Annotated in this window: 20 protein-coding genes; 11 read left to right on the forward strand and 9 right to left on the reverse strand. The window is 56.2% G+C overall.

Annotation, left to right across the window (positions count from 1 at the left end; all coding sequences use genetic code 11):
* Positions 1-215 precede the first annotated feature (215 nt).
* Entirely contained in the window at positions 216-2,597 is a 2,382-nt protein-coding gene (locus HUW35_RS15045) for a DNA polymerase II (protein WP_181253058.1), read from the forward strand.
* A gap of 11 nt (positions 2,598-2,608) precedes the next feature.
* Here the strand turns inward: HUW35_RS15045 and HUW35_RS15050 are convergent, their stop codons facing one another.
* Positions 2,609-4,450, reverse strand: coding sequence for an amidohydrolase (locus tag HUW35_RS15050; protein ID WP_181253059.1), 1,842 nt, complete (start codon positions 4,448-4,450; stop codon positions 2,609-2,611).
* Between the two features lie 75 nt (positions 4,451-4,525).
* On the reverse strand, positions 4,526-5,773 hold the full coding sequence (locus HUW35_RS15055) for a carbohydrate porin (RefSeq protein WP_181253060.1): 1,248 nt from the start codon (positions 5,771-5,773) through the stop codon (positions 4,526-4,528).
* Positions 5,774-5,910: 137 nt separating this feature from the next.
* Here HUW35_RS15055 and HUW35_RS15060 point away from each other — a divergent pair, with 137 nt between their 5' ends.
* From HUW35_RS15060 to HUW35_RS15085, 6 genes are all read left to right on the forward strand, one after another.
* The gene (locus HUW35_RS15060) at positions 5,911-7,809 is read left to right on the forward strand and encodes an amidohydrolase (protein ID WP_181253061.1); all 1,899 of its coding nucleotides are present in this window, start codon (positions 5,911-5,913) and stop codon (positions 7,807-7,809) included.
* A gap of 353 nt (positions 7,810-8,162) precedes the next feature.
* Positions 8,163-9,557 (forward strand): selenium-binding family protein, encoded by a 1,395-nt coding sequence (locus HUW35_RS15065; protein ID WP_181253062.1) that lies wholly within the window; start codon positions 8,163-8,165, stop codon positions 9,555-9,557.
* Positions 9,517-10,200 (forward strand): hypothetical protein, encoded by a 684-nt coding sequence (locus HUW35_RS15070; RefSeq protein ID WP_219932596.1) that lies wholly within the window; start codon positions 9,517-9,519, stop codon positions 10,198-10,200. Before HUW35_RS15065 ends, HUW35_RS15070 begins: the two co-directional genes overlap by 41 nt.
* 215 nt (positions 10,201-10,415) lie before the next feature.
* Complete coding sequence (locus tag HUW35_RS15075) at positions 10,416-11,339, forward strand: M14 family metallocarboxypeptidase (RefSeq protein ID WP_181253063.1); 924 nt, start codon at positions 10,416-10,418, stop codon at positions 11,337-11,339.
* A 63-nt stretch (positions 11,340-11,402) separates the two neighbouring features.
* Positions 11,403-12,248 (forward strand): PA4780 family RIO1-like protein kinase, encoded by an 846-nt coding sequence (locus HUW35_RS15080; protein ID WP_181253064.1) that lies wholly within the window; start codon positions 11,403-11,405, stop codon positions 12,246-12,248.
* Between the two features lie 82 nt (positions 12,249-12,330).
* Entirely contained in the window at positions 12,331-12,891 is a 561-nt protein-coding gene (locus HUW35_RS15085) for a cytochrome b (RefSeq protein WP_181253065.1), read from the forward strand.
* An 8-nt stretch (positions 12,892-12,899) separates the two neighbouring features.
* Here HUW35_RS15085 and HUW35_RS15090 read toward each other — a convergent pair whose 3' ends face one another.
* The 3 genes from HUW35_RS15090 to HUW35_RS15100 form a co-directional block, all read right to left on the reverse strand.
* Positions 12,900-13,538 (reverse strand): ABC-type transport auxiliary lipoprotein family protein, encoded by a 639-nt coding sequence (locus HUW35_RS15090; protein WP_181253066.1) that lies wholly within the window; start codon positions 13,536-13,538, stop codon positions 12,900-12,902.
* Positions 13,535-14,488 carry an MlaD family protein gene (locus HUW35_RS15095; RefSeq protein ID WP_181253067.1) on the reverse strand — a complete coding sequence of 318 codons (954 nt, stop codon included), beginning with the start codon at positions 14,486-14,488 and terminating at the stop codon, positions 13,535-13,537. Before HUW35_RS15095 ends, HUW35_RS15090 begins: the two co-directional genes overlap by 4 nt.
* Before the next feature lie 138 nt (positions 14,489-14,626).
* Positions 14,627-15,061 carry an OsmC family protein gene (locus HUW35_RS15100; protein WP_181253068.1) on the reverse strand — a complete coding sequence of 145 codons (435 nt, stop codon included), beginning with the start codon at positions 15,059-15,061 and terminating at the stop codon, positions 14,627-14,629.
* Positions 15,062-15,282: 221 nt separating this feature from the next.
* Between HUW35_RS15100 and HUW35_RS15105 the strand changes: the two genes are divergently transcribed.
* Positions 15,283-17,130 carry a hypothetical protein gene (locus HUW35_RS15105; protein WP_181253069.1) on the forward strand — a complete coding sequence of 616 codons (1,848 nt, stop codon included), beginning with the start codon at positions 15,283-15,285 and terminating at the stop codon, positions 17,128-17,130.
* Between the two features lie 23 nt (positions 17,131-17,153).
* Here HUW35_RS15105 and HUW35_RS15110 read toward each other — a convergent pair whose 3' ends face one another.
* The gene (locus tag HUW35_RS15110) at positions 17,154-18,266 is read right to left on the reverse strand and encodes a LuxR C-terminal-related transcriptional regulator (protein WP_181253070.1); all 1,113 of its coding nucleotides are present in this window, start codon (positions 18,264-18,266) and stop codon (positions 17,154-17,156) included.
* 293 nt (positions 18,267-18,559) lie between these two features.
* Positions 18,560-18,952, reverse strand: coding sequence for a GNAT family N-acetyltransferase (locus tag HUW35_RS15115; protein ID WP_255463330.1), 393 nt, complete (start codon positions 18,950-18,952; stop codon positions 18,560-18,562).
* Positions 18,953-19,017: 65 nt separating this feature from the next.
* Here HUW35_RS15115 and HUW35_RS15120 point away from each other — a divergent pair, with 65 nt between their 5' ends.
* From HUW35_RS15120 to HUW35_RS15130, 3 genes are all read left to right on the forward strand, one after another.
* Positions 19,018-19,611, forward strand: coding sequence for a tRNA-uridine aminocarboxypropyltransferase (locus HUW35_RS15120; RefSeq protein ID WP_181253072.1), 594 nt, complete (start codon positions 19,018-19,020; stop codon positions 19,609-19,611).
* A 131-nt stretch (positions 19,612-19,742) separates the two neighbouring features.
* Positions 19,743-21,146, forward strand: a complete 1,404-nt coding sequence (dbpA, locus tag HUW35_RS15125) for an ATP-dependent RNA helicase DbpA (protein ID WP_370464600.1) — start codon at positions 19,743-19,745, stop codon at positions 21,144-21,146.
* 117 nt (positions 21,147-21,263) lie between these two features.
* A complete protein-coding gene (locus HUW35_RS15130; RefSeq protein WP_255463331.1) occupies positions 21,264-22,775 on the forward strand; it encodes a dipeptidase in 1,512 nt (503 codons plus the stop codon).
* 137 nt (positions 22,776-22,912) lie between these two features.
* Here the strand turns inward: HUW35_RS15130 and HUW35_RS15135 are convergent, their stop codons facing one another.
* Complete coding sequence (locus HUW35_RS15135) at positions 22,913-24,190, reverse strand: hypothetical protein (RefSeq protein WP_181253073.1); 1,278 nt, start codon at positions 24,188-24,190, stop codon at positions 22,913-22,915.
* A gap of 209 nt (positions 24,191-24,399) precedes the next feature.
* The gene (locus tag HUW35_RS15140; protein ID WP_181253074.1) at positions 24,400-25,113 is read right to left on the reverse strand and encodes a hypothetical protein; all 714 of its coding nucleotides are present in this window, start codon (positions 25,111-25,113) and stop codon (positions 24,400-24,402) included.
* Positions 25,114-25,386: the final 273 nt, after the last annotated feature.

Raw genomic sequence — 25,386 nt, forward strand, 5'->3', positions numbered from 1 at the left:
TTTGTATAGCGATGGAACTGCTCAGTTACATCTTTCGTGACATGGGGCGTGATAACCCTCTTGATATGAAATGCTGTGGGTCGTCACAAAACAGGATATAAGATATTAGTTCAAGATAGGGGGGCAAATGGGACGCTATTACTTAATTGCTGTGCATTTATCCAGTACAATCGCGCCCATCACCAACAATCCACTCATCAACCCAGAACAGCATTTTGCCCCAAGGATTCCTCCTCACCCGCCACAGCTTTGACCAGCGCGGCAGCACCTGCATCCACTACTGGCTGGCCACGCCCGAGGGCCCGGTCAAGCTGGTCATTGAAGGTGAGCGCCCGGTTTTTATGGTGAGGGTGGCGGACCGCACCCAGGTGACCGAGGCGCTGGCCGGCGTGCCTTACGATTGGCAGCAGCTGGGCTTCCAGACCTTTGGCCGCGAGGAAGCGGCCATGCTTTATTTCCCCACCATCGACGCCCACCGCCGGGCGCAGACCCTGTTGCAACATCGCGGCATCGAGGTTTTTGAAGCGGATTTTCGGCTCCACGACCGTTACCTGATGGAGCGCTTTGTCCGCGGTGGCCTCTATTTTGAAGGGGTGGCCCGGGCCAAAGACGGCTATACGGAATATCGCAACGTGCGCCTAAAGGGCGCCGAGGTGCAGCCGGATTTCAAGGTGGTTTCTCTGGATGTGGAGTGCTCCGGCCAGGGCGAGCTGTATTCCATCGGTCTCTACGGGCACGGCGTGGAAGAGGTGCTGATGGTGGGTAAACCGGAGGCCGCCGATACCTCCATCCACTGGGTGGATGACGAGCGGGCGTTGCTCGAGGCGCTGGAGGCCAGGATTCAATCCCTGGACCCGGACATCATCATCGGCTGGTCCGTGGTGGACTTTGACTTTCGTCTACTGGTTAAAAGGGCGGGGCGCTACGGACTGCGCCTGAAGCTGGGACGCGGTGGCACCGATGCCCGCTGGCGGGATGGCCGGGAAGGCAGCCAGGGATTCGTGACACTGCCGGGCCGGGTAGTACTGGATGGCATCGATGGACTGAAGAACGCCACCTACAGCTTTGAAAGCTTCAGCCTGGAGTTCGTGGCCCAGACGCTACTGGGCAGGGGCAAGGACACCGAAGACGTGGACAACCGCCTGGCCGCGATTGAGCACGACTTTCGCCATAACAAACCCAAGCTGGCTGCCTACAACCTGGAAGACTGCCGCCTGGTCTGGGATATTTACCTGCACACCCGCTTGCTGGATTACCTGCGCCTGCGGGCCCAGCTCACCGGCCTCGAACTCGATCGCAGTGGCGGCTCAGTGGCGGCCTTTACCAACCTCTACCTGCCCAAACTACACCGCAGCCGCTATGTGGCGCCCAACCTGCCGGCGGACGGCGGCCTCGCCAGCCCGGGCGGCTATGTGATGGACTCCCGGCCGGGCCTGTACGACAACGTGCTGGTGCTGGATTTCAAGAGCCTGTATCCCAGCATTATCCGCACCTTCAAGATCGATCCTATGGGTTTGATTGAGGGGTTGGCCGACGGATCGGAAGAGGGCGAGCCGGAGGGGCGGTCGGATAAAAACACAATCCCCGGTTTTCGCGGCGCGCACTTTTCCCGTGACAAGCATTTCCTGCCGGACATCATTACCAACCTCTGGGCCGAGCGTGACATCGCCAAGCAGGAGCAGGATGCCGCCCGCTCCCAGGCCATCAAGATCATCATGAACTCTTTCTACGGGGTGCTCGGAAGTGGGGGCTGTCGTTTTTACGACACGCGCCTGGCCAGCTCCATCACCCTGCGCGGTCACGAGATCATGCAGCAGACGGCCCGCTGGATTGAGGAGCTGGGTCACCAGGTTATCTATGGCGATACCGATTCCACGTTTGTCTGGCTGAGTGGCCGCCCCAGCGCGGAGGAAGCGGATTTGATCGGCAAGGGCCTGGCGAGCGAGATCAACACGCGCTGGCAGAACAAGCTCAAAGACGAGCTGGCGCTGGCGTGCGAACTGGAGCTGGAATTCGAAACCCACTACCAGCGCTTTTTGATGCCCACCATTCGCGGCTCCGAGGCCGGCTCCAAGAAACGCTATGCGGGGCTGGTGGTGAACGGGGATGAGGAAAAGCTCGTATTCAAGGGCCTGGAAACCGTCCGCAGCGACTGGACGCCCCTGGCCAAGCAATTCCAGACCCAGCTCTACGGGATGGTATTTCACGGCGAAGATCCGTCCGACTATATCCGCGAGACGGTTGAGAAAACCCGGGCAGGGGAGATGGACGAGCAGCTGGTGTATCGCAAGCGGCTCCGGCGCAAGCTGGAGCAATACGTGAAAAACGTACCGCCCCAGGTGCGCGCGGCGCGCATGGCCGATGAACACCGCCGCCAGCAGGGGCTAGAACCCCGCTACCAGAACAAGGGCTGGATTCAATACGTGATCACCCTCAACGGCCCCGAGCCAGTGGACTACCGTCAGTCACCGATCGATTACCAGCACTATATCGACAAGCAGCTCAAGCCCGTGGCTGATGCCATATTGCCCTTCATCGACCTGGATTTTGACAGCCTGGTGGATGGCCAGTTGGGCCTGTTCGGTGTGAGCGATTGAGTATCGGTCTGCTAATCCTCGTCACCGGTCGACGTAGTGGATCGGGACTCCGGTGCACTTGAGTGCGGGGCTGGGCCGACCGGCTGCAATCGCCCTTCAAGCATCGTGCCCCATACCGTGATGTCCTTGATCCTGGGAGGTTCGACCTCCAGGGGGCTCTCCCCGAGCACCGTCAGGTTGGCCTTCTTGCCCACCTCGATCGAGCCGATCTCCTTCTCTTGCCGGATCGAATACGCAGCGCCGAGGGTGACGGCTTCGAGCGCCTGCGCCGCGGTAATCCGCTGGTCCGGCCCCGGCGTCCAACCGGGAGGCGTCGTGCGGTTGACCGCCGCCCACATCAGGTAGAGCGGGCTGGCCGGTCCCATCGGCATGTCGGAGTGCAGCGAGATCGGTATGCCGGCGCGAAGAGTGTCCCCTAGCGGCACCATGCGCTCGGTGCGCGCCTTGCCGACACCGACCTTGGCATATTTGTCGGCGAGTGTGGTGGTGTACGAAGGGTTGGCGGAGACGATCGCGCCAAGCCTGGCGATGCGGGCGATCTGGTCCGGTTGAGCGTACCCGAAGTGCACGAGCGTCGTGCGATGGTCGGTGCGCGGCTTGCGCTTCATCGCTTTCTCGAGTGTGTCGAGCAGCACGTCTAGGGCCTTGTCGCCCAGCACATGGATGTGAATCTGATACCCGGCGTCCCAGTAGACGTCGAATGCCCGCGCAAATAAATCCGGGGCCTGAATCCACTCGCCGTGGTGGCCGTCGATGTAGCCATCGCGCATCTGGGCTAACTGGGAGAAGATTGCACCGTCGAGCAACAGCTTGGTCTGCTTCGGCAGGAACTTCCCGCGGCCGGCACCCCAGCTCATCATCTTCTCGTGTTCGGCAATGAGCGTTGCGCCCCCTTCCTTGTCGAGGTACTTGGCGGCGATCATCCGACCATCAGGAATGTAGAAAAAGTTGAATGGGGTGGCGTCGTCGCCGAACGCAGCGTTGATCGCGTCCTGTAGGGGCTTGTCCAGTGGACCGGCCGGCTCGGAAAGAGCGGTGATGCCCTGCTGGTGGAAATACCGCTCCGCAAACTTCAACCCGCGATCAAGTTGCTCAGGACTTGCAAGGCCCTTGGTAATGCGGCCCATTACTCCCTCGAAAAAGCCTGCTTCCCAGAACTTGCCTTCTTTCAGGTCGGACTGCTCCTGCGCCGCTTTCGGCAATGTCGCGACCCACTCGGCGTCGATCTCGTACTCTTTCATTGCCGCTGTATTGAAGAACATTATGTGCGTCGAGCGATCCCAGACCGCGACGGGCAGGGTGGGCGCCATCTGGTCGAGAATGGCGCGCGACATCGGGCCGTGCCAGGCCTGGTGGTAACCCCAAGTAAAGAGCGTCGAACCGGATGAGGGGTTATGCTCGGCGATCGCCTTTTGCAGTCGCTTACGGTAGGTCGCTTCGTCGAGTGCCTTGGGCGCGAAGCCGTTTGCCGTGTTCCAGTCTTCAATGGAGATCACATCGCACACCATTGCGAGCGCGGCCAGCAACGGGTGCACGTGCTGATCGATGAGGCCCGGTACCACCACCAGATCCGCAAACGTCGTATCCGTTCGCGCTCCGGCCCCGGCTGCCTTCTTGACCTCGGTGCGTGTGCCGACGGCGATGAACCTGCCGTCCTTCACCGCCACGGCTTCGGCGCGCGGTTTCTTCGGATCCATGGTGATGAATTCACGGGAGGTGTAGATCACAGTTTGCGATGATTGCTTGGCAAGGGGATCCGGTCCCTGCAATCGAATTGCCTGCGCCCAGGCGATGATGGGTACGGCAAGCAAAAAGGTGGACGCTATCGTTGTTAGTCGTGCCCTAAAAGACATATCTCCTCCTTGCTTAGGCGGGGTTGTCGCGACAATACAGTACCGATTTCTCGATGTGAAATGACTTCTTCAAGTTCAAAAATCAATGTTGGCTCGCAGTGCAAGATCCCATGCGTCACCAAATTCCTGGCGTGCAGGATCAATCCACTGTAGATCAACAGTGAACTGAAACCAGGGGGCCATAGCCACCTTGTAGTAGAGTTCCAGTCCACGTTCGTCGTCGAATGGGATTACCGGATCCACGGACGACTCCAGGGCATCACTGAGATCGTAGAAGTAATAGCCGATACCGAATTCATCGAGCGGTCGCCCTGATACGATGCCCTGACCGGCAAAACCGCCGATAAACGATGCCTGTATCGGGTTAGGGTTACCGTCGGCCTTCGCCGCCTTGGCGTAGATTCCAAAACCCTTGCCGGGTACGGCGGGGCTCTCGTAAATTAAATGTGATGCGGTCACGCTGAGATTGTAAGAGCCCTTGAGGGTGCCGGTCTTGAGATCTGGCGGTAACAGTAGTTGCCCGAGGTCTGCGCCGTCTTTGGTGCTGTAAGTACCGGTTACCCCCAGACTGCTGCTTCTTCCCGCAAGTTTCCCTGTCCAGGTGGTGCCGAGGGATATATTGGTGCCGACATTAAAAAGGTTGGCGAAACCGTAGTCGTTGGTTCGGTCATTGGGATCAAACACCATGAAGGTCAGCGACCAGGGATTGAACCTGTGTGAAATGATCGTGCCCATGATGACAGGGGGCACTACCCCGCTGGGCGGTGCCACAAATGCAACATTGTTGAAGCGATCCCGTGCCCAGCCGCCAAAAAACGGGTCTTTTGCTAATAAGTCAAAGGCGTTTATCTTGCCAAGCATCATCGACGTATTATCGCCGAAGCGGTGGCTGTAATAGATGGAACTCCCTACCAGACGGCCGGGATCGCCCAGAGGCGTGGTAATACCTGCATTGACGGGCCAAATACCGCCTGAGCTGGGCACGGGGCGGTCGGCTAGTTCGCCGAAACGGGATTCCAAGTGGAAATTAAATCCGCCTCCGTGCCACAGGCTGAGCTTTTCAGTGTTCAAAGTGATGAACCCGTCCGCTCTTCCGCCAAATTCGAAATCGACATTATCCACGCCGCCGGACAGCAGGCCCTGATAATAACCGGTTACAGAAAAATCAATGTTAACCCCGTGTGCCTCCAGTGCACTACGTGACCCATTCCAGTCACAGGTCAGGCGATCACGGGCACACAGGCGGTGTTGTGGAGTATCCGCGCTTGCCACGCCCGGTAAGTTCCCAAAAGTAAGAAAAATTACTGTGACGCCAATTCTCATAGCCATTCAAATTCCGCAAATTCGTCGCTTTAAACATTCAATCGGCCCAGGACGTATGGCTGAACTATAGTTGTTCGCGTAGTAATGGAGGCAGGAATGGACGCTGAGACAGGTTTTCGGAAGTAGGAGTTAGAAATATGAATTGTGCATTCTATACGGCAGTCGCAATCGTCATGACGGCGCTTTTTATTGCCCCCTGTTCCGCGGAAGAACCTCGTCCAATGGCCGATTCGATTTACACTGGTGGCACCATACTTACCGTTAATGATGCACAGTCTAATGCAGAAGCTGTCGCCGTTAAGAATGGAAAAATTCTCGCGGTAGGCAACCGCGAGAAAATTGAAGAATCGCACAAGGGGGGTGATACGAAGATCGTCGATCTTGGCGGTAAAACAATGTTGCCGGGATTTGTCGATTCACACGGACATGCTTATTTAATCGGTATTCAGGCGACAACGGCGAATTTGCTGCCACCACCTGATGGTGCCGGCCGGGACATTGCCACCTTGCAGTCAATACTCTCTGACTGGGCTAAAGGAAATAAAAGCACGGTGGAAAAAATTGGCTGGATCGTCGGCTTTGGTTACGACGATTCGCAACTCGCAGAGCAGCGGCACCCCACCAAAGAAGAGCTCGACAAGGTATCCACTGAATATCCGGTGATCATCATTCATCAATCCAGCCACCTTGGCGTCGCAAACAGCAAGGCGCTGGAACTTGCGGGGATCACCGCCGAAACCAAAAATCCGAAGGGTGGTGTATTTCGTCGCAAGGCGGGTTCACAAGAGCCTAACGGCGTGCTGGAGGAATATGCTTTCTTTTATGTCATCAGCAAGCTTGCAGAGAAATTTGATGACAATGTTAACGACACGCTCGTCGAGGAGGGAGCCAAACTGCTCGCATCCTATGGCTACACTACTGGGCAAGAAGGACGTTCGATGGCTCCAGCCGTGGCAGCTATGCAGCGGGTGGCTGACGCGGGCAATCTGCAAATTGATCTGGTGACCTACCCGGACATCCTTGAGGTTAAGAATCCAAGTCCCTCCCGGTCATATAAAAACCGATTTCGAGTGGGCGGTGTCAAATTAGTCATTGACGGATCACCGCAAGGTAAGACCGCGTGGCTGACGCAACCCTACTATGTACCGCCCGAAGGGCAGGATAAGGACTACAGGGGTTATGCCGTTATTGATCAAAAAACGACGGATGAAGCGGTAGAAAAAGCGTTTGCCAATGGCTGGCAAATTATCACTCACTCCAATGGCGATGCTGCCAGTGACCGGCTGATCGAGGCAATACAAAAGGCGAAAGCCAAGCATCCGGATGTGGACAACCGGCCGGTTTTGATACATGGTCAGGTTCTGCGCGAGGATCAAGTCGAGCGCCTCAAAGAACTTGATGTCTTTCCCTCTCTTTTCCCGATGCATACATTTTACTGGGGTGATTGGCACCGGGATTCTGTATTGGGACCGGAGCGGGCTGAGAATATCTCTCCAACCGGCTGGCTTATGGAGCGCGACATGACGTTCGGTACCCATCACGATGCGCCGGTTGCACTACCCAACTCAATGCGTGTGCTATCTGCCACAGTTACTCGTAGAACCCGCACCGGGCGCGTTCTCGGGCCTGAGCATCGCGTGCCGGTTGCCACCGCTTTAAAGGCGATGACCATTTGGCCCGCTTGGCAGCACTTCGAGGAAAATACCAAAGGTTCGATTGAGGTTGGCAAGCTGGCCGATTTTGTTATCCTCTCCGAAAATCCAATGACCATCCCAGAAGATAAATTGGCCGAGATTAAAGTGTTGGAAACGATTAAAGAAGGAAAGTCGATTTACCGGCGCTCCGATAAGAGCGTGGGAATATCTTCTCCCGCCATATTTGGGATTTCACATCACGCGGGACATGAAGCTGAGGCTGGGCTGGTTAACGGCTCGAGGGCTTCAGGTGATGGATGTTTCAATTCTGCGTTGGATTTAATTCTTGGAGCGTTTAATAAAAATGCTGATTTTGCTCCCAAACCAATGTCGTCTGAGTAAGGCTTAAAGGTAGTAGCTCATTTGAATGGATAGCCCGGCGGTCAGATAGACAATCTCTGAACCCTCAACGGCGCGAAGGGTCTTCTCGGCATCCAGCAAGTCGGCGCTGAGTAATTCATCGGTTCATTGATCTTCTGCGGTCGGTGGCTGACCAGACGGATATCGCTGGTGAAGTCATGTTTCAAATACAGGGCCAGCTCGGGCCCGATTTGTCCACTGCAGAATTTTCCTGCAAGTGAATTTCGGCGCATGTCTGATTTTCTGATGCTGAAGTTAACTTAACCCAAAACGATTGCTCACTATACTCCCTGCGATTCAACAGTTAACGGCTAGCTAAAAACGGGAGTGACGCAATGGCTTTGTGGAAACCGGATCCCTCTTTTTACCCTTCGGCAAAAATGGCTATGCAGGCGCCACCGGAACGTCATGCCTATGTCGCCGCACTGAATCCAGGAGGTGGTAAGCCGGACGCCATCTGCGTCGTGGACCTGGAACCCGGGTCCGATACCTACAGCCAGGTCGTGCACACCTTGGAGCTGCCCAATATCGGTGATGAACTGCATCATTTTGGCTGGAATGCCTGCAGTTCAGCACTGTGCCCCTATGCGCCCCATCCCCACCTCGAACGTCGCTACCTGGTTGTACCGGGGCTGCGCAGTTCGCGGATCTATATCATCGATACCAAACCGGACCCGCGCCAGCCGCAGATCGTGAAAACGTTGGAACCGGAAACGGTGATGGCCAAGTCCGGTTACAGTCGACCGCACACGGTGCACTGTGGCCCCGACGCCATCTACGTTTCCGCCATGGGGTCTGCCAATGGCGACGACGGCCCCGGCGGTATCTTTCTATTGGATCACTTCAGTTTTGAGGTGGTCGGTCCATGGGAGCTGGATCGCGGCGACCAGGAACTGGCGTACGATTTCTGGTGGCATCTGGCGGAAGATGTGTTGATCAGCAGCGAGTGGGCCAAACCGTCGCAATTTGAAAATGGCCTGGTGCCGGAGGATCTGTTGGCCAACAAGTATGGGCACCGTATCCATTTCTGGGACCTGCGAAAACGAAAACTGAAACAGTCCGTCGATATCGGTGCGGAGCACCAGATGCTGCTTGAGCTGCGCCCGGCCCACGATCCCACCAAGCACTATGGTTTTGCCGGTGTCGTGGTCAGTACCGAGGACCTGTCCGCTTCCGTGTGGACCTGGTACCGGGAAAACGACGAGTGGCAGATGAAAAAGGTCATCACCATTCCGCCCGTGCCTGCTGACGAGGCGGATCTGCCGCCGGCGCTGAAACCCTTCAAAGCGGTTCCGCCGCTGGTATCGGATATCGACCTGTCCCTCGACGACCGCTTTCTCTATGTGGCCTGCTGGGGGATCGGCGAACTGCACCAGTACGATGTATCGGATCCGTTTAACCCGAAATTGACCGGCAAGGTAGAGATCGGTGGCATTGTGGCAAAAAAGGGCCATCCGAAAAAAAACGGACCATTACTGGGTGCGCCGCAGATGGTGGAAATCAGCCGAGACGGACGCCGGGTGTTTTTTACCAATTCGCTCTACAGCAGTTGGGACGACCAGTTTTACCCGGAGGGGATGACTGGCTGGATGGTGAAAGTGAACACGGATCCCGATGGCGGTATGAGTCTGGATCCGGATTTCTTTATCGATTTCGGCACAACCCGCGTGCACCAGGTGAGGCTTGAGGGTGGCGACGCTTCTACAGATTCCTACTGTTACCCTTCCTGAGGCAGTCGCCCCCTGGCTGGCCGTTATCGCGCTGGGGGCCTTTCACGGGCTGAATCCGGGCATGGGCTGGCTGTTTGCGCTGTCGCGGGGGCTGCAGCAGCATAGTGAAAAGGTCATCTGGGTTTCATTGCTGCCGATTGCTGTGGGCCACGCCGCGGCAATCGCCGCGGTGGTTATTCTGGTGTTTGCCGGGCTGCAATGGATCTCGCTTGACGCACTGCGCTGGCTGACCGCTGCGCTGCTACTCGCCTTCGGTCTGTACAAGCTCGGGAATTACTACCGGCATCCGCGCTGGGTGGGCATGAAAGTCGGCAATCGCGACCTGTTTTTCTGGTCTTTTCTGATGGCCAGCGCCCACGGTGCCGGCCTGATGCTGGTACCTGCACTGCTGGGCCTGGCCGGTACTCACGGCGGTGCCCATTCAGGCCATCACATGGCCGTGTCCGGCAGCGGCAACCTTGTGCTGGCGGTCTTATTACACACACTGGCGATGCTGCTGGTCATGGGCGCTGTGGCCTGGATCGTCTACCGCAAAGTGGGGCTCGCGGTGCTGCGGCGACAGTGGATTAACTTCGATTTGATCTGGGCCATCGCGCTGCTCGTGGTAGGGACGATTGCTCTGTATATTGCGCTGGCGCATTGATCTGGCTGAGCGGTCGACCCAGCTGCGGCGCGAATGCCCGATGAACGCCGCCAGCAGGGGCTGGCACCCCGCTACCAGCACCAACTCGACCGGCAGCTCTAGCCGATGCCATATTGCCTTTCATAGACCCGGATTTTGACACTCTGGTGGATGGTCAGCAGGGCCTGTTAGCGGTGTAGAATGCCTCCCTCGCTCATCACCGGAGAACAAGCGCTATGACCACTTCCCTCGACTTCTATCCAATCGGCACCCCCGGCACACCCTGGGGTGATGCAGAGCGGGCCGAATGGCTGTCGCGACAGACCCGTCACCGCAGCTACGAGTCTGAGGTGGTCAGCAAGATCGAGGGCCTGCGTGATCGCTTCGATGTGGAAGAATACGGTCGTCTGGAGTACGGCGATGAGCGCTTTCCGTTGTTGGCGATCCGCAGCCGCGACTGGAATGACGATCTGCCGGTGGTGCTGGTGACGGGCGGGGTACACGGCTATGAAACCAGCGGTGTACACGGCGCGCTTGAGTTTGTAGACCGGCATGCTGCGGACTACGCCGGTCGAGTCAACCTGCTGGTGGCACCCTGCATCAGCCCCTGGGGTTACGAGCGCATCCACCGCTGGAACCCTAACGCCATCGACCCGAACCGCTCCTTCTATGACAACAGCCCGGCGGAAGAGTCGGCGGCACTGATGCGACTGGTAGCGCCGGTGGTTGATCGCGTAGTGATGCATATCGACCTGCACGAGACCACCGATACCGACGAAACCGAGTTCCGCCCCGCACTGGCCGCCCGCGATGGCAATCCATTCACGCCCGGCGGCATTCCCGATGGCTTCTATCTGGTGGATGACAGCGCGAACCCGCAGCCGGAATTCCAGCAGGCCGTCATCGCGGCAGTAGAGAAGGTCACCCACATCGCCCCCGCCGATGACAACAACGAGATTATCGGCTCGCCGGTGGTTGCCCGCGGTGTTATCGAGTATCCGCTTAAGCAGCTGGGCCTCTGCGCCAGCGTCACCAACGCAACCTACAAGACCACCACCGAGGTCTATCCCGATAGCCCCCGCGCCACGCCCGAACAGTGCAATACCGCGCAGGCGGTTGCCGTGTGTGCGGCGATCGATTACGCGCTGGCGCACGGATAACAGGCACAAGAAATCGGCGGGGCGACCGGGAGGTCGCCTCTGCGGACGATCAAAAGAAGATCTATGAAAGTACCCAAGAGATTACAACCGCTGGTCGACGACGGCATGATCGACGAGGTCATGGCGCAGTTGATGAGCGGTAAGGAAGCACAGGTGTATGTGGTGCGCTGCGGCGACAGCTTGCGCTGTGCCAAGGTCTTCAAGGAGGCCAGCAAGCGCAGCTTCAAACAGGCGGTGCAGTATCAGGAAGGCCGCAAGATGCGCAACAGCCGCCGCGCGCGGGCGATGTCGAAGAAGACCCGCTACGGCCAGAAAGAGCAGGAACAGGCCTGGCTGAGTGCCGAGGTCGATGCGCTGTATCGGCTGGCGGCGGCGGGCGTGCGCGTCCCCGAGCCCTACGGCTTCGTCGACGGTGTATTGCTGATGGAGCTGGTGGCCGATGAGGAGGGCTACGCGGCCCCGCGGCTGGATGACGTCACGCTGACGGCGGAGCAGGCCCGCGAGTATCACGGCCAGGTGATGGCCGATGTCGTGCGCATGTTGTGTGCCGGCCTGGTACACGGCGACCTGTCCGAGTTCAACGTACTCCTGGACCGCCACGGCCCAGTAATTATCGATTTGCCCCAGGCGGTGGATGCGGCCGGCAATAACAACGCCGCGATGATGCTGCAACGCGACGTCGACAATATGTGCAACTATTTCGGCCGCTTTGCCCCGGAACTGTTGAAGACCGATTACGGCCGGGAAATCTGGGCGCTGTATGAAGCGGGTGAGCTACACCCGGAAATTACCCTTACCGGGATATTCGAACAGGATGCGACCAGCGTCGACGTCGAGGACCTGATGGCCGTCATCGACGATGTTCGCGAAGAACAGGCCGAGCGCTTGGCGCCGGCCTGGGAAGAGTAGGGCTACTCGTTGGCTGCCGCGCGTGTGAGCCTGCTGGGCAGCCTATTATGTGTGAATAGTGTCTGACTGGCTGTCGCGATGAATGACTAGGCTCACAAACACGGAGCGGGACTATGGCGCCGTCGCCATTTTGCTCCACTGGCTGATGGCGGTATTGCTCATCGCGCTCACCGTGCTTGGTGTGTATATGAGCGGTCTGCCGGATGTGGGGTTCGATAAGACAAAACTGACGCTGATCGTGTATCACAAGGAGTTCGGTATATTGGCGTTGGGGCTGGCGATGTTGCGTCTGGCATGGCGGGTGACCAATGCGTTACCGGCGCTGGTAAAAGAACTTCCCGATTGGCAGAAGGTTGCCGCGCGCTTTGTGCACCTGTGCTTTTACGCGTTGATGTTTGCCTTACCGCTCAGCGGCTGGTTGATGTCTTCCGCCGCGAGTATTCCGGTGTATTTCTTTGGTGTCCGATTGCCGGATTTGATTCCGCACAACGAGTATCGCTTCCAGTTATTGATCGAGGTGCACAAATGGCTGGGGTATGCCTTGATTGGTTTTATTCTGCTTCACGCCAGTGCGGCATTGCGGCACCACTTCATTTCCCGGGATAACACTCTGAAGAAAATCCTGCCCGGCTCTTCTCGGTAATGTCCTTTTTACGGCATTTGTTCCAGTACAAACAGCGTTGTGTGTCGCAAAGCGTTTGCGGCGGCATCATTGGCTGCCACCACACCCGCACCTGGTGATTCCTGCAGTATGGGTTTCCGTAGCGAAATGCTTCTACTCGCAATAATCCGGTTTGAGGTGCCCTCAATAAGTTGCACCCGCAGGGACAGCTGGAGGGTCGCTGGTGTGGAGGTGTAGTCCTGTACGAAGTCTACGATCTCTGTCCGCAGCGCGAAGTTGTGGGGGCCGAAGTAGGGTGGTGTTGCTACTGCTTCAAAGTAGTTTGTGTTTTCCAATGTCCGGGCCAGTAACGGAAGTAGCATCTGTGACGGTGTTGCGCCCCATTGGTGGTGGCGGTAATAGCCCACCTGATGTGGCGCCGTGCGATAGGCCATGCGGATGGTGTCGTAAACGGGATTGATGCTCGGTGGGAGTATCAACAGCGTCACCGCGTGCCTTTGCCGCTGGGGCACTTCACTGGGAATTTTGTCGACGACAGATACCCGTATGTCACTTTCCACCGGCGAGAAGAGTGAGCAGCCGGAAAACAACATTGCGGCAGTCGCCACCACAAGGCGTATGGCTGTTCTGGTATGAGACAGCGCGCGCCGATAGCCTCGTTCACTCATTCGGTTTCGCCTGGGCCAAGGGGCGGGGGCGCACTGCCGCGCAGGAGAACCGACGGGTTGTGATTGATCTTGTCTGTCAATCGCGTCATGGAATTGGTCAGCTGATTCAGGGTGGCCATGGTGCGGTAGGCCTCGGGCAGTACCTGCAGCTGGAGTGCATTGACGGACTGGCTGCTTGCATCCAGCAACGGGCCGAGCTGGCCGCTCGCCTGTTCGGTATTGGTGATGATCGTATTGAGCCGCTGCTGATTCCCCGCGAGCATCTGGCTGACCTGCCTTAGTGCGTTAGCGGTATCGCTGCTCGAATCCAGCAGCGGCCCGAGTCGGTCACTGGCGTGCTCGGTATTGGCGATGATTGTGCTGAGCCGCTGCTGGTTCTCTGCAAGCATCTGGGTGACTTGCTGCAGATTGCCGACCGCCTGCTGGAAGGCAGCGATGGTGTCTTTATCCAGCATGGTCTGCAGCAATTCGGTCAGTGATTGCACGTTCTGGTTGACCTGGCTGATGGCGGTATCCAGGTTGACCGAGCGGGAAGGGGTGTTGGGTATGCGCGGATAGCGTGCGCCGGGGGCGGCGGTGAGCGGTCCCGTATCGGCACCTGTATTCTCCAGCAATACGTACACATAGCCGGTAAATCCGCGGGTCGCGAGCCCGCGGGCGGTGATGGTAGCGACGGTTGCCTTCGTCACGGGCGCGTCGTTTTCGACGTCCAGCAGAATGCGCACGGAGCTGGGCCCGGTGAGTTCCACCTCTGTGACCCTGCCCACGTCTACCCCGTGGAACTCCACCGGGGCACCGGCAATAAGACCAGATACGGAATCTTCGGTAAGGATTTGATAGGTCGTGAAGCGTCCGGCGGTCTGGTAGTACCAGATCGCGCCCGCGATGACGCCTGCGAGCACCATGGCCACAAAGGCCCATCGTGCGCGGCTGGCTGTGCTGGTCGTCATAAAGGGCCCCTCCGACGGTGAGATCGGCCCGAACTGTGGCCAGTCCAAGTCTAGATCAAATTATCGGCGGCTAATTGGCTCTCTTAGCGTCTGGGGCTTGGGGGGCGTGTAACCGGTTTATGAAAAATTCATCCAATTTCAGGAGTTTACAACTTCCACGCTCAGTGAAATCTCGGAATTCAGGGAGTTGGTCACCAGGCAGCTTTCCTCGGATTTCTCCAGCAGCTTGTGCGCCTTTTCCATATCTGTGCCTTCGGGCACTTCCAGTCGGGCGTTGATGGTAAACGCCGTGAAGCAAGTCTTGCGGCCGTCCTTGTCCAGGGTTCCTTTGGCATTGCATTCGAGTGTATTCCACTCCAGTTTGGAGTGCTTGGCGATGGCGCGAAAGGTCAAGATGAAGCAGTCCGCTACCGCCGCCACCAGCAAATCCTCAGGGGACCAGCGGTCTCCGGGCCCATCGAACTGAACCGGTGCCGCTGAGGCAATGGGATCAACACCTTCCGCGGTAAGCGAGACCTCGCCTTCACTGCCCGCGTTGGCCGTTACTTCATAATGATGGGGAAATGCTTCCATAGGTTCTCCAGATACACAGTCATTCGACTTTTTGAGGGTAAGCTCAGACCCGCCCACTCGCCACTGCGCTTGTGTCGAAAATTTAACCGGCTTGCCATCACTTACCATAACAAAGTGCATCCCCAATTTGAGGGATGCGCCGCCAGAGCGGTTCGGGCTCAATGTTGGATTGGAGTAAGACTTCCCAATTGACGTTCCAACGGTAGAAAGAGCAATTTTTCATGGCACATCCTCTCAAGAAAACCCTGTCGGTAGTCACTGCGGCATTGCTGTTTGGCTCCCTGGCCGCTTGTGGCGGTGGTGGCAGCAGTAGCGGCGGCGATAGTGGCAGTAGCAGTAGTAGCAGTAGTAGTAGCAGTAGTAGTAGCAGTAGCAGTAGTAGCAGTAGCAGTAGTAGTAGCAGTAGTAGTAGCAGTAGTAGCAGTAGTAGCGGTGGAAGTAGTAGTAGCAGCGGTGGAAGCAGTAGTAGCAGTGGTGGCAGTGAAGCACCGCCCACGGAAACCGGTGTATTGATCGATAGTCTGGTGGTGAATATTGGCTATCGCACTTTGGATAGCGAAGGCAACATTACCCATGAAGGCGTTACCAATGCGAGTGGCGAATATGGCTACGAGCCGGGCGACAGCGTTATTTTCTTCATCGGTGACCTGGAGTTTCCGGCAGTTGCGGCCTCTGACGTTATTACCCCACTGGATATCGCTGGCACCACCGACACCTCGGATAACTCTGTCATTAATATGAGTCGCTTGCTGCAGACTCTCGATACCGATGGCGATGCGAGCAACGGAATTACGATTAGCGATGCTGCGGTGGGCAGTCAAGATCCGGCGATGGATGCGGAGGCGTTCTTTGCCCAATCGCCCGAAGCCTTTGCGGCTTCTGCGGTGGTACAGACCCTGATTGAAAATGGTGGCCAGGATTCGCCGGTTACGGAGCTGATCGGTGCTGATGTCGCTCAGGCTCACCTGGAGAGCACGCTGGAAACTGAAGAGCTCGGCTATACCAACGAGACTTCAGTAACGGGTGGCTGGGTACTGGATACCAGTACTGAAACCGGCAACGGTGCCGAGCACTTCATCTTCCTGGCGTTCGACGAGGCCAGTGGCAATTACATCCATGTTGAGGAAAAGGAGCTTGAGGCTGAGTCGGAAGAGGGCCTTGAGTGGGGTGCCTACAGTATCAATGCCGACAAGGTCCTGAAAGTAACGGCGAATTTCAGCGACGAGAACGGCGATATCGGCCTGCACAACCCGGCGGATGGAGACTTCAACCAGGCGGACGGTGAGTACCTGACCTTCAGTGTTGCCGGCAACGGCGCTGATCTGGACGTATACGAAACGGACGCCCAGAACGGTGAAGCAGTTCTGGTGGAAAACATCCCCGCCTCCCGCGTGGTGGCCAATGGGCTGCAGGGTGTATGGGTCGGCGATGTGGCGAATTCCCAGCTGCACGAGGGTGAACTGCTGGTGCTGGCCTTTATGGCCGATGGCACCTATGTGCAGGCTGAAGATGATGGCGTCGAAGTGGGTAGCTATAGCCACGACAGCGACACCGGCGTGTTGACCACTTCCGGTGCAATTGTCGACACCAACGAGTTTGGTTTCTCCGACTTTGTGGGATCTGCTGACCTGAAACTATTTGTCAGTGGCAACAGCATGACCATGGAGGTTACCGGCGAGGGGGAGATGCAGTTCAATCGCCTTGGTGCAGGCCCTGTAGGGATTCCGGGTAGCGCTAGCTCCGGCGGTGACACTAGTGACGAAATCCTTATTCACGACATTTGGGATATCGGAACTAATGGGGTTGAAGAGTACTGCGAGGAAATCCGCTGGGTCACAGAAAACGAGGTCGTCAAGGAATCCAATGCGACAGGCGAGTGGTTGACGGTCATCGAAACGATTGATGGCGAGGTGTACACCTACGCCGAGGCTGACCCGAGCTTTATTTCTGCCGGCCTGGGTAAATGCCCGGCAAGATTCCAGACTGAGTATCGTTGCGCGGATGACAACTTCATCACCTACGAAGACAGTGCTGAGGCCTGTACCGCGCTGGGCGGAGAGCTGCTGTAAGGCAGCCTCCCAACCAGCCATGATTACATGGCACCGGACAGCAGGACGCGAATCACGTCCTGCTGTTTTTTTACGCCCATTTTCTGGTAGATGGATTTCAGTTGGCTGCGCACCGTTTCAATGCTCACCCCGTGATGCTCACTGATTTGATTGGGTGATTGCCCGTTGACCAGTGCGGTTGCGACACCTGCTTCTGCAGGTGTCATATCGTAAAGTGAGCGCAGAGCCTCAGCGGGGAGGTTGAAGGGGGAGTCCGGGTCGTTCAGGTATAGTGCGATACTGCCTGTCGGCTGTGCGTCGTAGACCGAATTGGAATCCAGAGGTGCCAGCATCACGTTCAATGCATGTTCGCGGTCAGGGTGGTGAAGGCCGATCGCCTGATTATGGGTTTTTATATTCTGCCGGTCCGCATCGGACAGTTCATTGATCAGTCTGTTCAGGCGTCGGTTCTCTTCCGGGTAGTGCGCGCGCACGCGACCCTGGCCATCGGTTGCCAGGGCCTGATGATGCGATAACAATGCTTTGGCCACCGGGTTGCAATAGTTCACCGCGCGATCCGGCCCCACAATGATCAGTCCGGTCATAAACCGGTCCAGCGCCGATAGCAGGGTTTGTTGTCGCGTGCGCAGCCGATGAAATTCCTTGTGGATGCGTAAGGCGCGCTTAAAGTGCGGGTACAGTTTCTGCAGGATTTCACAGTCGCGGCTGGAAAATGCGTCGGCCTTGAACGACCGGTGCAGGCCAATACCCACATGCCACTCTTCATCCCTGTAAATGTTCATGCCGGCCAGATAGCCGATATCGTTGGGCTTCAATATCAGCTTGTAGTAGAGCGGGTGATCTTCGCGGACTTCCGGAGCGTGAATGATCTGGCGGGCCAGTCCGGTGGGCTCGCGCTGCTGTAGCTGGAAGGTGTAGTCGTACTTGGACATTCCAAAACGATAGGCCGCACGCACCGTGCGCGGCAATCCATGGGCGCCAATCATGCCGCGAACACGGCCTTCATAGTCATCCATGAAAATCGCTCCCGAGCGCGCGCCCAGCAGCTGGCAAAGATCGCTAGTCACCTTGTCCCAGTGATTCGGCTTATAAGAGGCCTCGTAGATTTCCCCAACAAAATCCAGCAGCGCTTCCATGAGATAAATTGCCCCATTTTGCCTGTCTTCTGCCGTCCCGGGCAGGATGAGACAGTACCCCCAAATTGGTCAGCCAGTTCCATGGCCGAGAACCCTCGTGGTGAGAGGGAAAGCAGCGACAATATAGAGGATCTCACGTCAAAAGAGAATTGTGTCGCATTTTTCGTGTGATTCAGCGCTAAATCGTGTCGGATCAACTGATGTTGGTTATCTATTTTTATTTGGGGCAGGTTGGGCAGGTTGGTGGTGGTCAGCCAAATAAGCGCGGATATGGTGTGAGGGCGGGCGGCCAATTAGGAATTTGGCTGATAATGCATCAGTACAATATCTCGCCCCTGTTTCTCGTAAGTATGGAATCGATCCACGATGGCGGAAGGCTGGCCCGTGGGTGCGACTTCGCTAAACCCGAGGGAAGCATAGAATGGCACCAGATGCCGGTAGGGGAAGGTAAAGGTCTGTGTGTCGTACTTTTCGGCCATGCTCTTCAGCAGCAACCGTGCAACGCCGCGACCCTGCCAGTCCGGCGCCACGGCAACGCCCGCCAGTAACTGGCTGTCTGTCAGCTGTCGCAGGCATCCGCAGGCGATGATGCTATGCTGCCCATCCCTGACCACTGCGCAGGGATCGTGTCGCTTCGCCTTACCGCGAAACTTGTACGCACGATAGAATTTGTTGGCCAGTGGCATCTCCGCATCCGAGAGCCACTGTATTGAGAGAGAATCTGTCCCCAAAGCATCACTTGCCATTATCTATGCCGCGCCAAGTTTGTCCTACCTGCCAACGTCCACTCAATGTCTGCTACTGCAGCGCGCTGGTCCATATTCCCAATCGAATCAGGGTGCTGATCATACAGCACCCTCTGGAGCAGAAGCATCCGTTCAACACCGGGCGCATGGCGCAGCAGTGCCTGGATAATAGTGAATTGATTGTGGCCGAGCACATGACCGACGACGAGTTGGGGCAGTTGTTAAAGCCCAGTTCGGCGCTGCTCTACCCGTCCCTCGCCTGGCTGCCGGAAGTGGAGCAGGTGGCCCCGGGCTCAGCACTCGCGGCGTCACTGGAGCAGCTGGTGGTGATCGATGCGAACTGGAAAAAGTCCAAAAAAATCCTTCATCTGCACCCGAAGTTGCAGCAGTTACCCCGGGTCAGCTTTGAGGGGGACTTGCGCTCTGGTTATCAAATCCGGCATTCGTCGATGGAAAACAGCCTGTCGACCATAGAGAGCATCGTGATGGCGATGCAGCAGCTCGAATCGGACCGCGATTTCCAGGCAATGTTGCGGCCATTCGCCAGAATGATTGAGCTTCAGACCGAGTGTGCAGCGCCTGCTCCCGACAGGGAATGACTGCGCAGGCTTCAGATCCGGATAGCTTCGGCGGGAGTGCCGCTCTTCTTGTATAGCTAACGGTTTCTGATGGGAAATAGCCCGGTTCTTGCCTACAATACGCCGCTATTTTCCCCAATCGAGCCTATTCTGTGACCATTTCCGAAGCCAATCACCCCCGCGAATTCCAGTCCCTGCCGCTGCAACCGTCCCTCCTCAAGAACCTCGAAGACCTCGGTTACGAGCGCCTGACGGAAATTCAGGCTGCGGCACTGCCGGCGATCGTAGATGGCAAGGACGTGATCGGCCAGGCCAAGACCGGCTCGGGCAAGACCGTGGCATTTGGCCTGGGGCTGCTGCACAGGCTGCGGGTAGACCAGTTCCGGGTGCAGTCGCTGGTACTGTGTCCCACCCGGGAGCTGGCGGACCAGGTGGCGCGGGAGCTGCGCAAGCTGGCGCGGGCGATTCACAACATCAAGATCCTGACCCTGTGTGGCGGCATGCCCTTCGGGCCGCAGATCGGTTCCCTCAAGCACGGTGCCCATATCGTGGTAGGTACGCCCGGTCGCATCGAAGACCACCTGCGCAAGGGCAACCTGGACCTGAGCCGTGTGGAAACCCTGGTGCTTGACGAAGCGGACCGCATGCTCGACATGGGCTTTCAGGCAGTACTGGACCAGATTCTGGCGGAACTGCCACAGCAGCGGCAGACACTGTTGTTCTCCGCCACTTACCCGAAAACCATCGATGCCCTGGCGACCAGGGTCCTGCGCAATCCGGTGAAGGTGGAAGTAGCTGCGGCGCATACCCAGAGCTCCATCGAGCAGAATTACTACCGGGTGGAAAACAACGAGGCGCGGCCCGCGGCCCTGTATCAGCTGTTGGCAAACTACGATGCGTCTTCCGCGCTGGTGTTCTGCAATACCAAGAAAGAAACCGACGAAGCGGCTCAGACCCTGAAGCAAGCCGGCTTTGCCGCGCTCGCACTGCACGGCGATATGGAGCAGAAGGATCGCGACCGTACCCTGGCACTGTTTGCCAACGGCAGCGCTTCCATCCTTGTGGCAACGGATGTTGCTGCGCGTGGGCTGGATATTGAAGAATTGCCGGTGGTGGTGAACTACCACCTTTCCCGCGACCCGGAAGTGCACGTGCATCGCGTGGGCCGTACCGGCCGGGCAGGGCAGAAGGGGGTGGCACTCTCCCTGGTGAGCAAGAAGGAGATCTACAAGCTGGAGCGGCTGGAAGAGCAAATGCAGCAGAAGATTACTCTGCAGGAAGTACCGGAACTGCCCCGCGGCTTTGCCCCAACTCGGCCGGTCATGGCGACGCTGCAGATAGACGGCGGCAAAAAGCAGAAAGTGCGCGCGGGCGATGTGGTTGGTGCTCTCACCGGCGATGGTGGTATCGATGGTAATCAGATCGGCAAGATTCAACTGTTCGATTTTTCTACCTTTGTTGCCGTAGAGCGCCCGGTTGCCAAAAAAGCCCTGAACAAGCTCGCCAATGGCAAACTGAAAGGCCGCAAGTTCCGCGCTCGCATTGTTGGTGTTTGATGTATTTGCAGTGCGGGTTTCAATAGAGCGCAGCTGGTAGTCGTTGCATCGTAGGCAGCGAGAATTGGTTTCAGCCGAGAGGTATAATCCGCCTTTTCTCGACCTACGGAGTGACCTGTGAATTTCCTATCCAAAATTGCACGGATGGCGGCTCCGCTGCTGTTGTGCCCGCTTGTCGCAGCTGCGGATGTCTCACCGGTAGCGCAAAAGACCGCGGACTACGCGGTGGACAAATACGAAGCGGCAATGACCGACACCCTCGCCGAGCTGGTGCAATTCAAAACCGTGGCGCGGGAAGACATCCCTCTCGAGAAGAACCCGGAGTTCTCCGACTTCAAGCGCACCCTGTGTGATACCGCCGAGGCACTTGGCCTCGAGTGTGAAGACCACGGCTATGTGGTAATCGTGGCCCTGGGGCAGGGCGAAGAAAAGATCGGTATCGTCACTCACGGCGATGTGCAGCCGGCCAATCCGGCCAAGTGGCAGAAAAGCCCGTTTGAGCTGGACCGCACCAGCGAGCCGGGCAAGCTGATTGCCCGCGGCAGTGAGGACGACAAGGGTCCCATTGCCACTGCCCTCTACGCGATGAAGGCCATCAAGGACCAAGGCGTGCCGATGAAGCGGCGCGTGGAGCTGATTGTTTACCTGGCGGAAGAATCGGACTGGGAGCCCCTAAAGGCGTTCCTGAAAGATTACGATATGCCCGCCTACAACATCACCATCGACGCAAGTTACCCGGTGGTGACCGCGGAGAAAGGCTGGAGCGAAGTCCGTGCGACCTTTGCCCAGTCAGCGGTGAAGGACCAGGGCCAGCCCTACCTGAGTGATTTCCATGGCGGCTACTTCCGCAGTCAGGTGCCTGACGAGGCCCATGCCAGCATCGTGAATCCAACCCCCGCACTGGAAAAGGCGATCCGCGCCCGCGCCGCGACGCACCCGAAAGTGAAGTTCGAATTCGCGGATAAAGGCGGTGTACTGGATATCACCGCGCGTGGCGTGGCCACCCACAGCTCCGAGCCGGAACACGGCGTCAATGCCATTGCCTTCCTGGCGGATGTGCTGGGCAACTACGATTGGCCGGCCAATGCCGCCGGCGCCACCGTGCGTTATATCAACGACCTGATTGGCACCGGCATCGTCGCCGAGCAGTTTGGCGATATCGCTTACAGCGATGACTTTATGGGGCCAATGACCGGCGCCCTCACCATGGTGAAGGCCGACGACAAGGGGCTTACCAGCTACCTCAACCTGCGCCGACCCACCGGCAAGTCCGCGGAGCTACTGGACAAGCAAATCAATAACGCCATCGACAGCTGGCAGAAAGAGACGGGTATCCAGATGGCCGACGTGAGCGTGAGCCTGGGCGAGCCCTACCGCGCGGACGATGCACCCCATGTGCAGCCGCTGTTGGAAGTGTTTCGTCACTTCACCGGTATCGAGGACGCGGGCCCGGTATCCATCGGCGGTTCTACCAACGCCAAGTTGTTGCCCAATGCCGTCAGCTTCGGCCCATCGATGCCTGGCAAGGCCTACACCGGTCACTCCGAGCACGAATTCATTACCGTCGAGCAGCTGCGCCTGAATCTGGAAATGTATACGGCGATGATGATCGAGATCGCCAATCTGTAGGTTTGATCGAGGGATTAACCCCGCAGAGTAAAAAAGGGACTGAGGTTTCAGTCCCTTTTTCGTTTGAGAGATTTGAAGCTTGAGATGATATAGGCTGACAAGCTATATATCGCTTTAATGTAAATTTTAATGCACGTTTAGCAGCGCGCATCGCTACCGTTGCATATACTAAGTTGCTGTTGCTGTTGCTGTTGCTGTTGCTGTTGCTGTTGCTGTTGCTGTTGCTGTTGCTGTTGTCCGAGTGCGCCATCGTGCAACTCAGATTTTGGTGCTTGTTTAGATAGCAGGCTCAATGACGGCGTGGTTTTTGAGTTAGTTGATCTATGCGGCATTGATGGGGTCAATAAACAACCGTCGGGCTTATGGGTAAAAATACCCGCTGCCCAAAAGAGGCAGTGGGTAGTTTCAGAATCTTGGAGATATCCCTCAATGCCATGTTCGTGGTAGTTGTCGTAATCAGCTTTTTGAATCCAGGTGTATTCCTGATTCACTTGTGATTCCACCTTTGAAAAATATTCCTCATCCGTCCCGAGCGAAGTGTCGCCAAAGTTATTGGATCCTACGCCTAGCGAGCTTGCAGATTTTTTTAGTGCTGGATCGTTTTCATTGAAGCCTATAAACCAAAATGAATTTTTTTGCAGTGAGTTCTTTAATTTCTGTGGTGAGTGACCTGATCCGATGGCTGGCGCTATTGTCACTATATTGATGGTGCCCAAATTGCTTCTTTTGAAGGTTTCAGTTAAGGGAACTTTGATTTTTTCGTCATAAGTAGGGTTCGTGAAAGCTGAGAATGCCACTCCCGCACCTCTGCTGTGAGTTACGATATTGACATCACTTCCCGCGGGGAGTTTGTTTAGTAAGCGTCTTAACCCAACCTGTCCAGCAATGTTAGAGTAGGTCATTGAGTCAAACCAATACATGAGCGGCTCAGGGAAAGTGAGGGGGCCCTCGTAAAGCCCATCCCAATATACTTCTATATATAAATTTGGTGTATTTGAGTTCGACTCGATCGTTGATTTTATTTCTTGATAAGCTTTAGATGCTGCATCAAAAGAGAAATTATAACCACGGATAAGAAATATCAGCTTGGCTTCTTTTCCTAGAAGTAGTTTCTTTTTTTCGATATTTTGAGCAATTTGCACGTAGCGCTGATTGGCAATATCTTTATTGTACTCTTGGTTACTTTTCTCCATGTATTTGGTGAGATCGAACCCTGAGTCAAGCCCTATAAATTTTTTTTCAGGCATGATGCTATCTGGGGATGCGGGATAAATATTTCCCCACTGATCGAAAACCACTCGAATGGAGTCGTCTTCGTGTGTCTTTGAGTAGTTGGTTGGTGGGGTGGAGTGTAGCCCTGCACATCCCATCAAATTTGCTGTAATCAAAACGGCAATGGCGATCGTCGATTGCATTGTATTCCTCAAAATTAAGTGCCCGAACGCATTCCTCGTATTCGTTGGCAAAATTTATTTGTTCAAACGATGGTCGGCGATGTCTAGGGAAAATAAGCCTATGTGGTAGGGTGGCATTACTGTGTCTGGTTTTTCGCGATATGAAACTGCCCGCTAGTTAATTGGCAGGCAGTTTTTTTGGCGGGCTTTACAGATTTTTTAAGCCAGAGCTAGTTTGCTTCAGTTGCTGTTTTCTTTGAGCTATACAGTAGATCTTCACTATCTACTTTTTGGAGTGAGGTGTCTGCAGCAGATAGCCCCGATATCGCGCTACATGCGCCGTGATACTCAATCGCTTCAGATATAGCGCGTTGCGCCGAATATTTAATCAGACCTTCGTCTCGTTCTTTTCTGATATTGGCCAAAATTGCACTGCGTTTCTTTTCGATACCTGACACGATTACATTGACGCTCAATTCATTAAAATATGCTTTATCGTATTCCGAGTTGATACCCGTCGCGGCAGCGGCGACGCCAGAGAACGCGTTGGCGGTCGCTCCATGGGAGACAATAGCGCCAGCACCAGACATCAGCAGGCTGGTTCCGCCCCAAAATACGCTGGCTTGGTTCTTTGAAGACATAAGTACGCGCTTGTAGTGGTTGCAGCGTTCGTTGGAAAGCGCGATCAACTCGTCTTGCAGGGAGTTTCGACGATGCAATTCTTGATCGCTGTCTAATACTGTATCTTCCTGAATTGGCGTGTAGTTCCCGCTGGCATCGAGATACTTGTATTTCTTCAGCAACGCCTCTACAGGTTTATCTTCATCGAACAGGCTGCCGGGTCCACTAAGCAGATCCCGGTCTTCTGGCATTGTTTTTTCGCGCAAATAGGTACAGCCGGAAAGCGTGGTAATCAAAGTAACGATCAATATTTGTTTAAACATTACGGCGTTATCCCCGTGGTGAGACCCTCGAACTTTCTGGGGCGCCCAGGCCAGGCGCGCGAACAGTTCTGAAAAGTGTGACTTATCGTTTGTTTTAAGTGTGATGCGTGTCGCGCAAAGACTTTATTATTATTTACGCCGAGAAAGCAAATTTAATTCTTTTATTTTTTCTTATATAAGGAAAAGGTACCCCAAATATTCAATTTTGTAGCTATTTGTAGCTAATGCGAGGGGGTATATCATGTATCCGGGGATTAATAACCTTGTCGATCG

It is taken from the genome of Microbulbifer sp. YPW1 (genome assembly GCF_013367775.1).
In the GTDB taxonomy this organism is placed as follows: Bacteria; Pseudomonadota; Gammaproteobacteria; order Pseudomonadales; family Cellvibrionaceae; genus Microbulbifer.

Coding starts and splice junctions, on each gene's coding strand:
- HUW35_RS15095 (WP_181253067.1), bottom strand. CDS start 14,488: ATGACGACCAGCACAGCCAGCCGCGCACGATGGGCCTTTGTGGCCATG.
- HUW35_RS15050 (WP_181253059.1), bottom strand. CDS start 4,450: ATGTCTTTTAGGGCACGACTAACAACGATAGCGTCCACCTTTTTGCTT.
- HUW35_RS15135 (WP_181253073.1), bottom strand. CDS start 24,190: ATGCAATCGACGATCGCCATTGCCGTTTTGATTACAGCAAATTTGATG.
- HUW35_RS15085 (WP_181253065.1), top strand. CDS start 12,331: ATGACTAGGCTCACAAACACGGAGCGGGACTATGGCGCCGTCGCCATT.
- HUW35_RS15140 (WP_181253074.1), bottom strand. CDS start 25,113: ATGTTTAAACAAATATTGATCGTTACTTTGATTACCACGCTTTCCGGC.
- HUW35_RS15090 (WP_181253066.1), bottom strand. CDS start 13,538: ATGAGTGAACGAGGCTATCGGCGCGCGCTGTCTCATACCAGAACAGCC.
- HUW35_RS15100 (WP_181253068.1), bottom strand. CDS start 15,061: ATGGAAGCATTTCCCCATCATTATGAAGTAACGGCCAACGCGGGCAGT.
- HUW35_RS15075 (WP_181253063.1), top strand. CDS start 10,416: ATGACCACTTCCCTCGACTTCTATCCAATCGGCACCCCCGGCACACCC.
- HUW35_RS15105 (WP_181253069.1), top strand. CDS start 15,283: ATGGCACATCCTCTCAAGAAAACCCTGTCGGTAGTCACTGCGGCATTG.
- HUW35_RS15110 (WP_181253070.1), bottom strand. CDS start 18,266: ATGGAAGCGCTGCTGGATTTTGTTGGGGAAATCTACGAGGCCTCTTAT.
- HUW35_RS15055 (WP_181253060.1), bottom strand. CDS start 5,773: ATGAGAATTGGCGTCACAGTAATTTTTCTTACTTTTGGGAACTTACCG.
- HUW35_RS15120 (WP_181253072.1), top strand. CDS start 19,018: ATGCCGCGCCAAGTTTGTCCTACCTGCCAACGTCCACTCAATGTCTGC.
- HUW35_RS15080 (WP_181253064.1), top strand. CDS start 11,403: ATGAAAGTACCCAAGAGATTACAACCGCTGGTCGACGACGGCATGATC.
- HUW35_RS15115 (WP_255463330.1), bottom strand. CDS start 18,952: ATGCCACTGGCCAACAAATTCTATCGTGCGTACAAGTTTCGCGGTAAG.
- HUW35_RS15065 (WP_181253062.1), top strand. CDS start 8,163: ATGGCTTTGTGGAAACCGGATCCCTCTTTTTACCCTTCGGCAAAAATG.
- HUW35_RS15060 (WP_181253061.1), top strand. CDS start 5,911: ATGAATTGTGCATTCTATACGGCAGTCGCAATCGTCATGACGGCGCTT.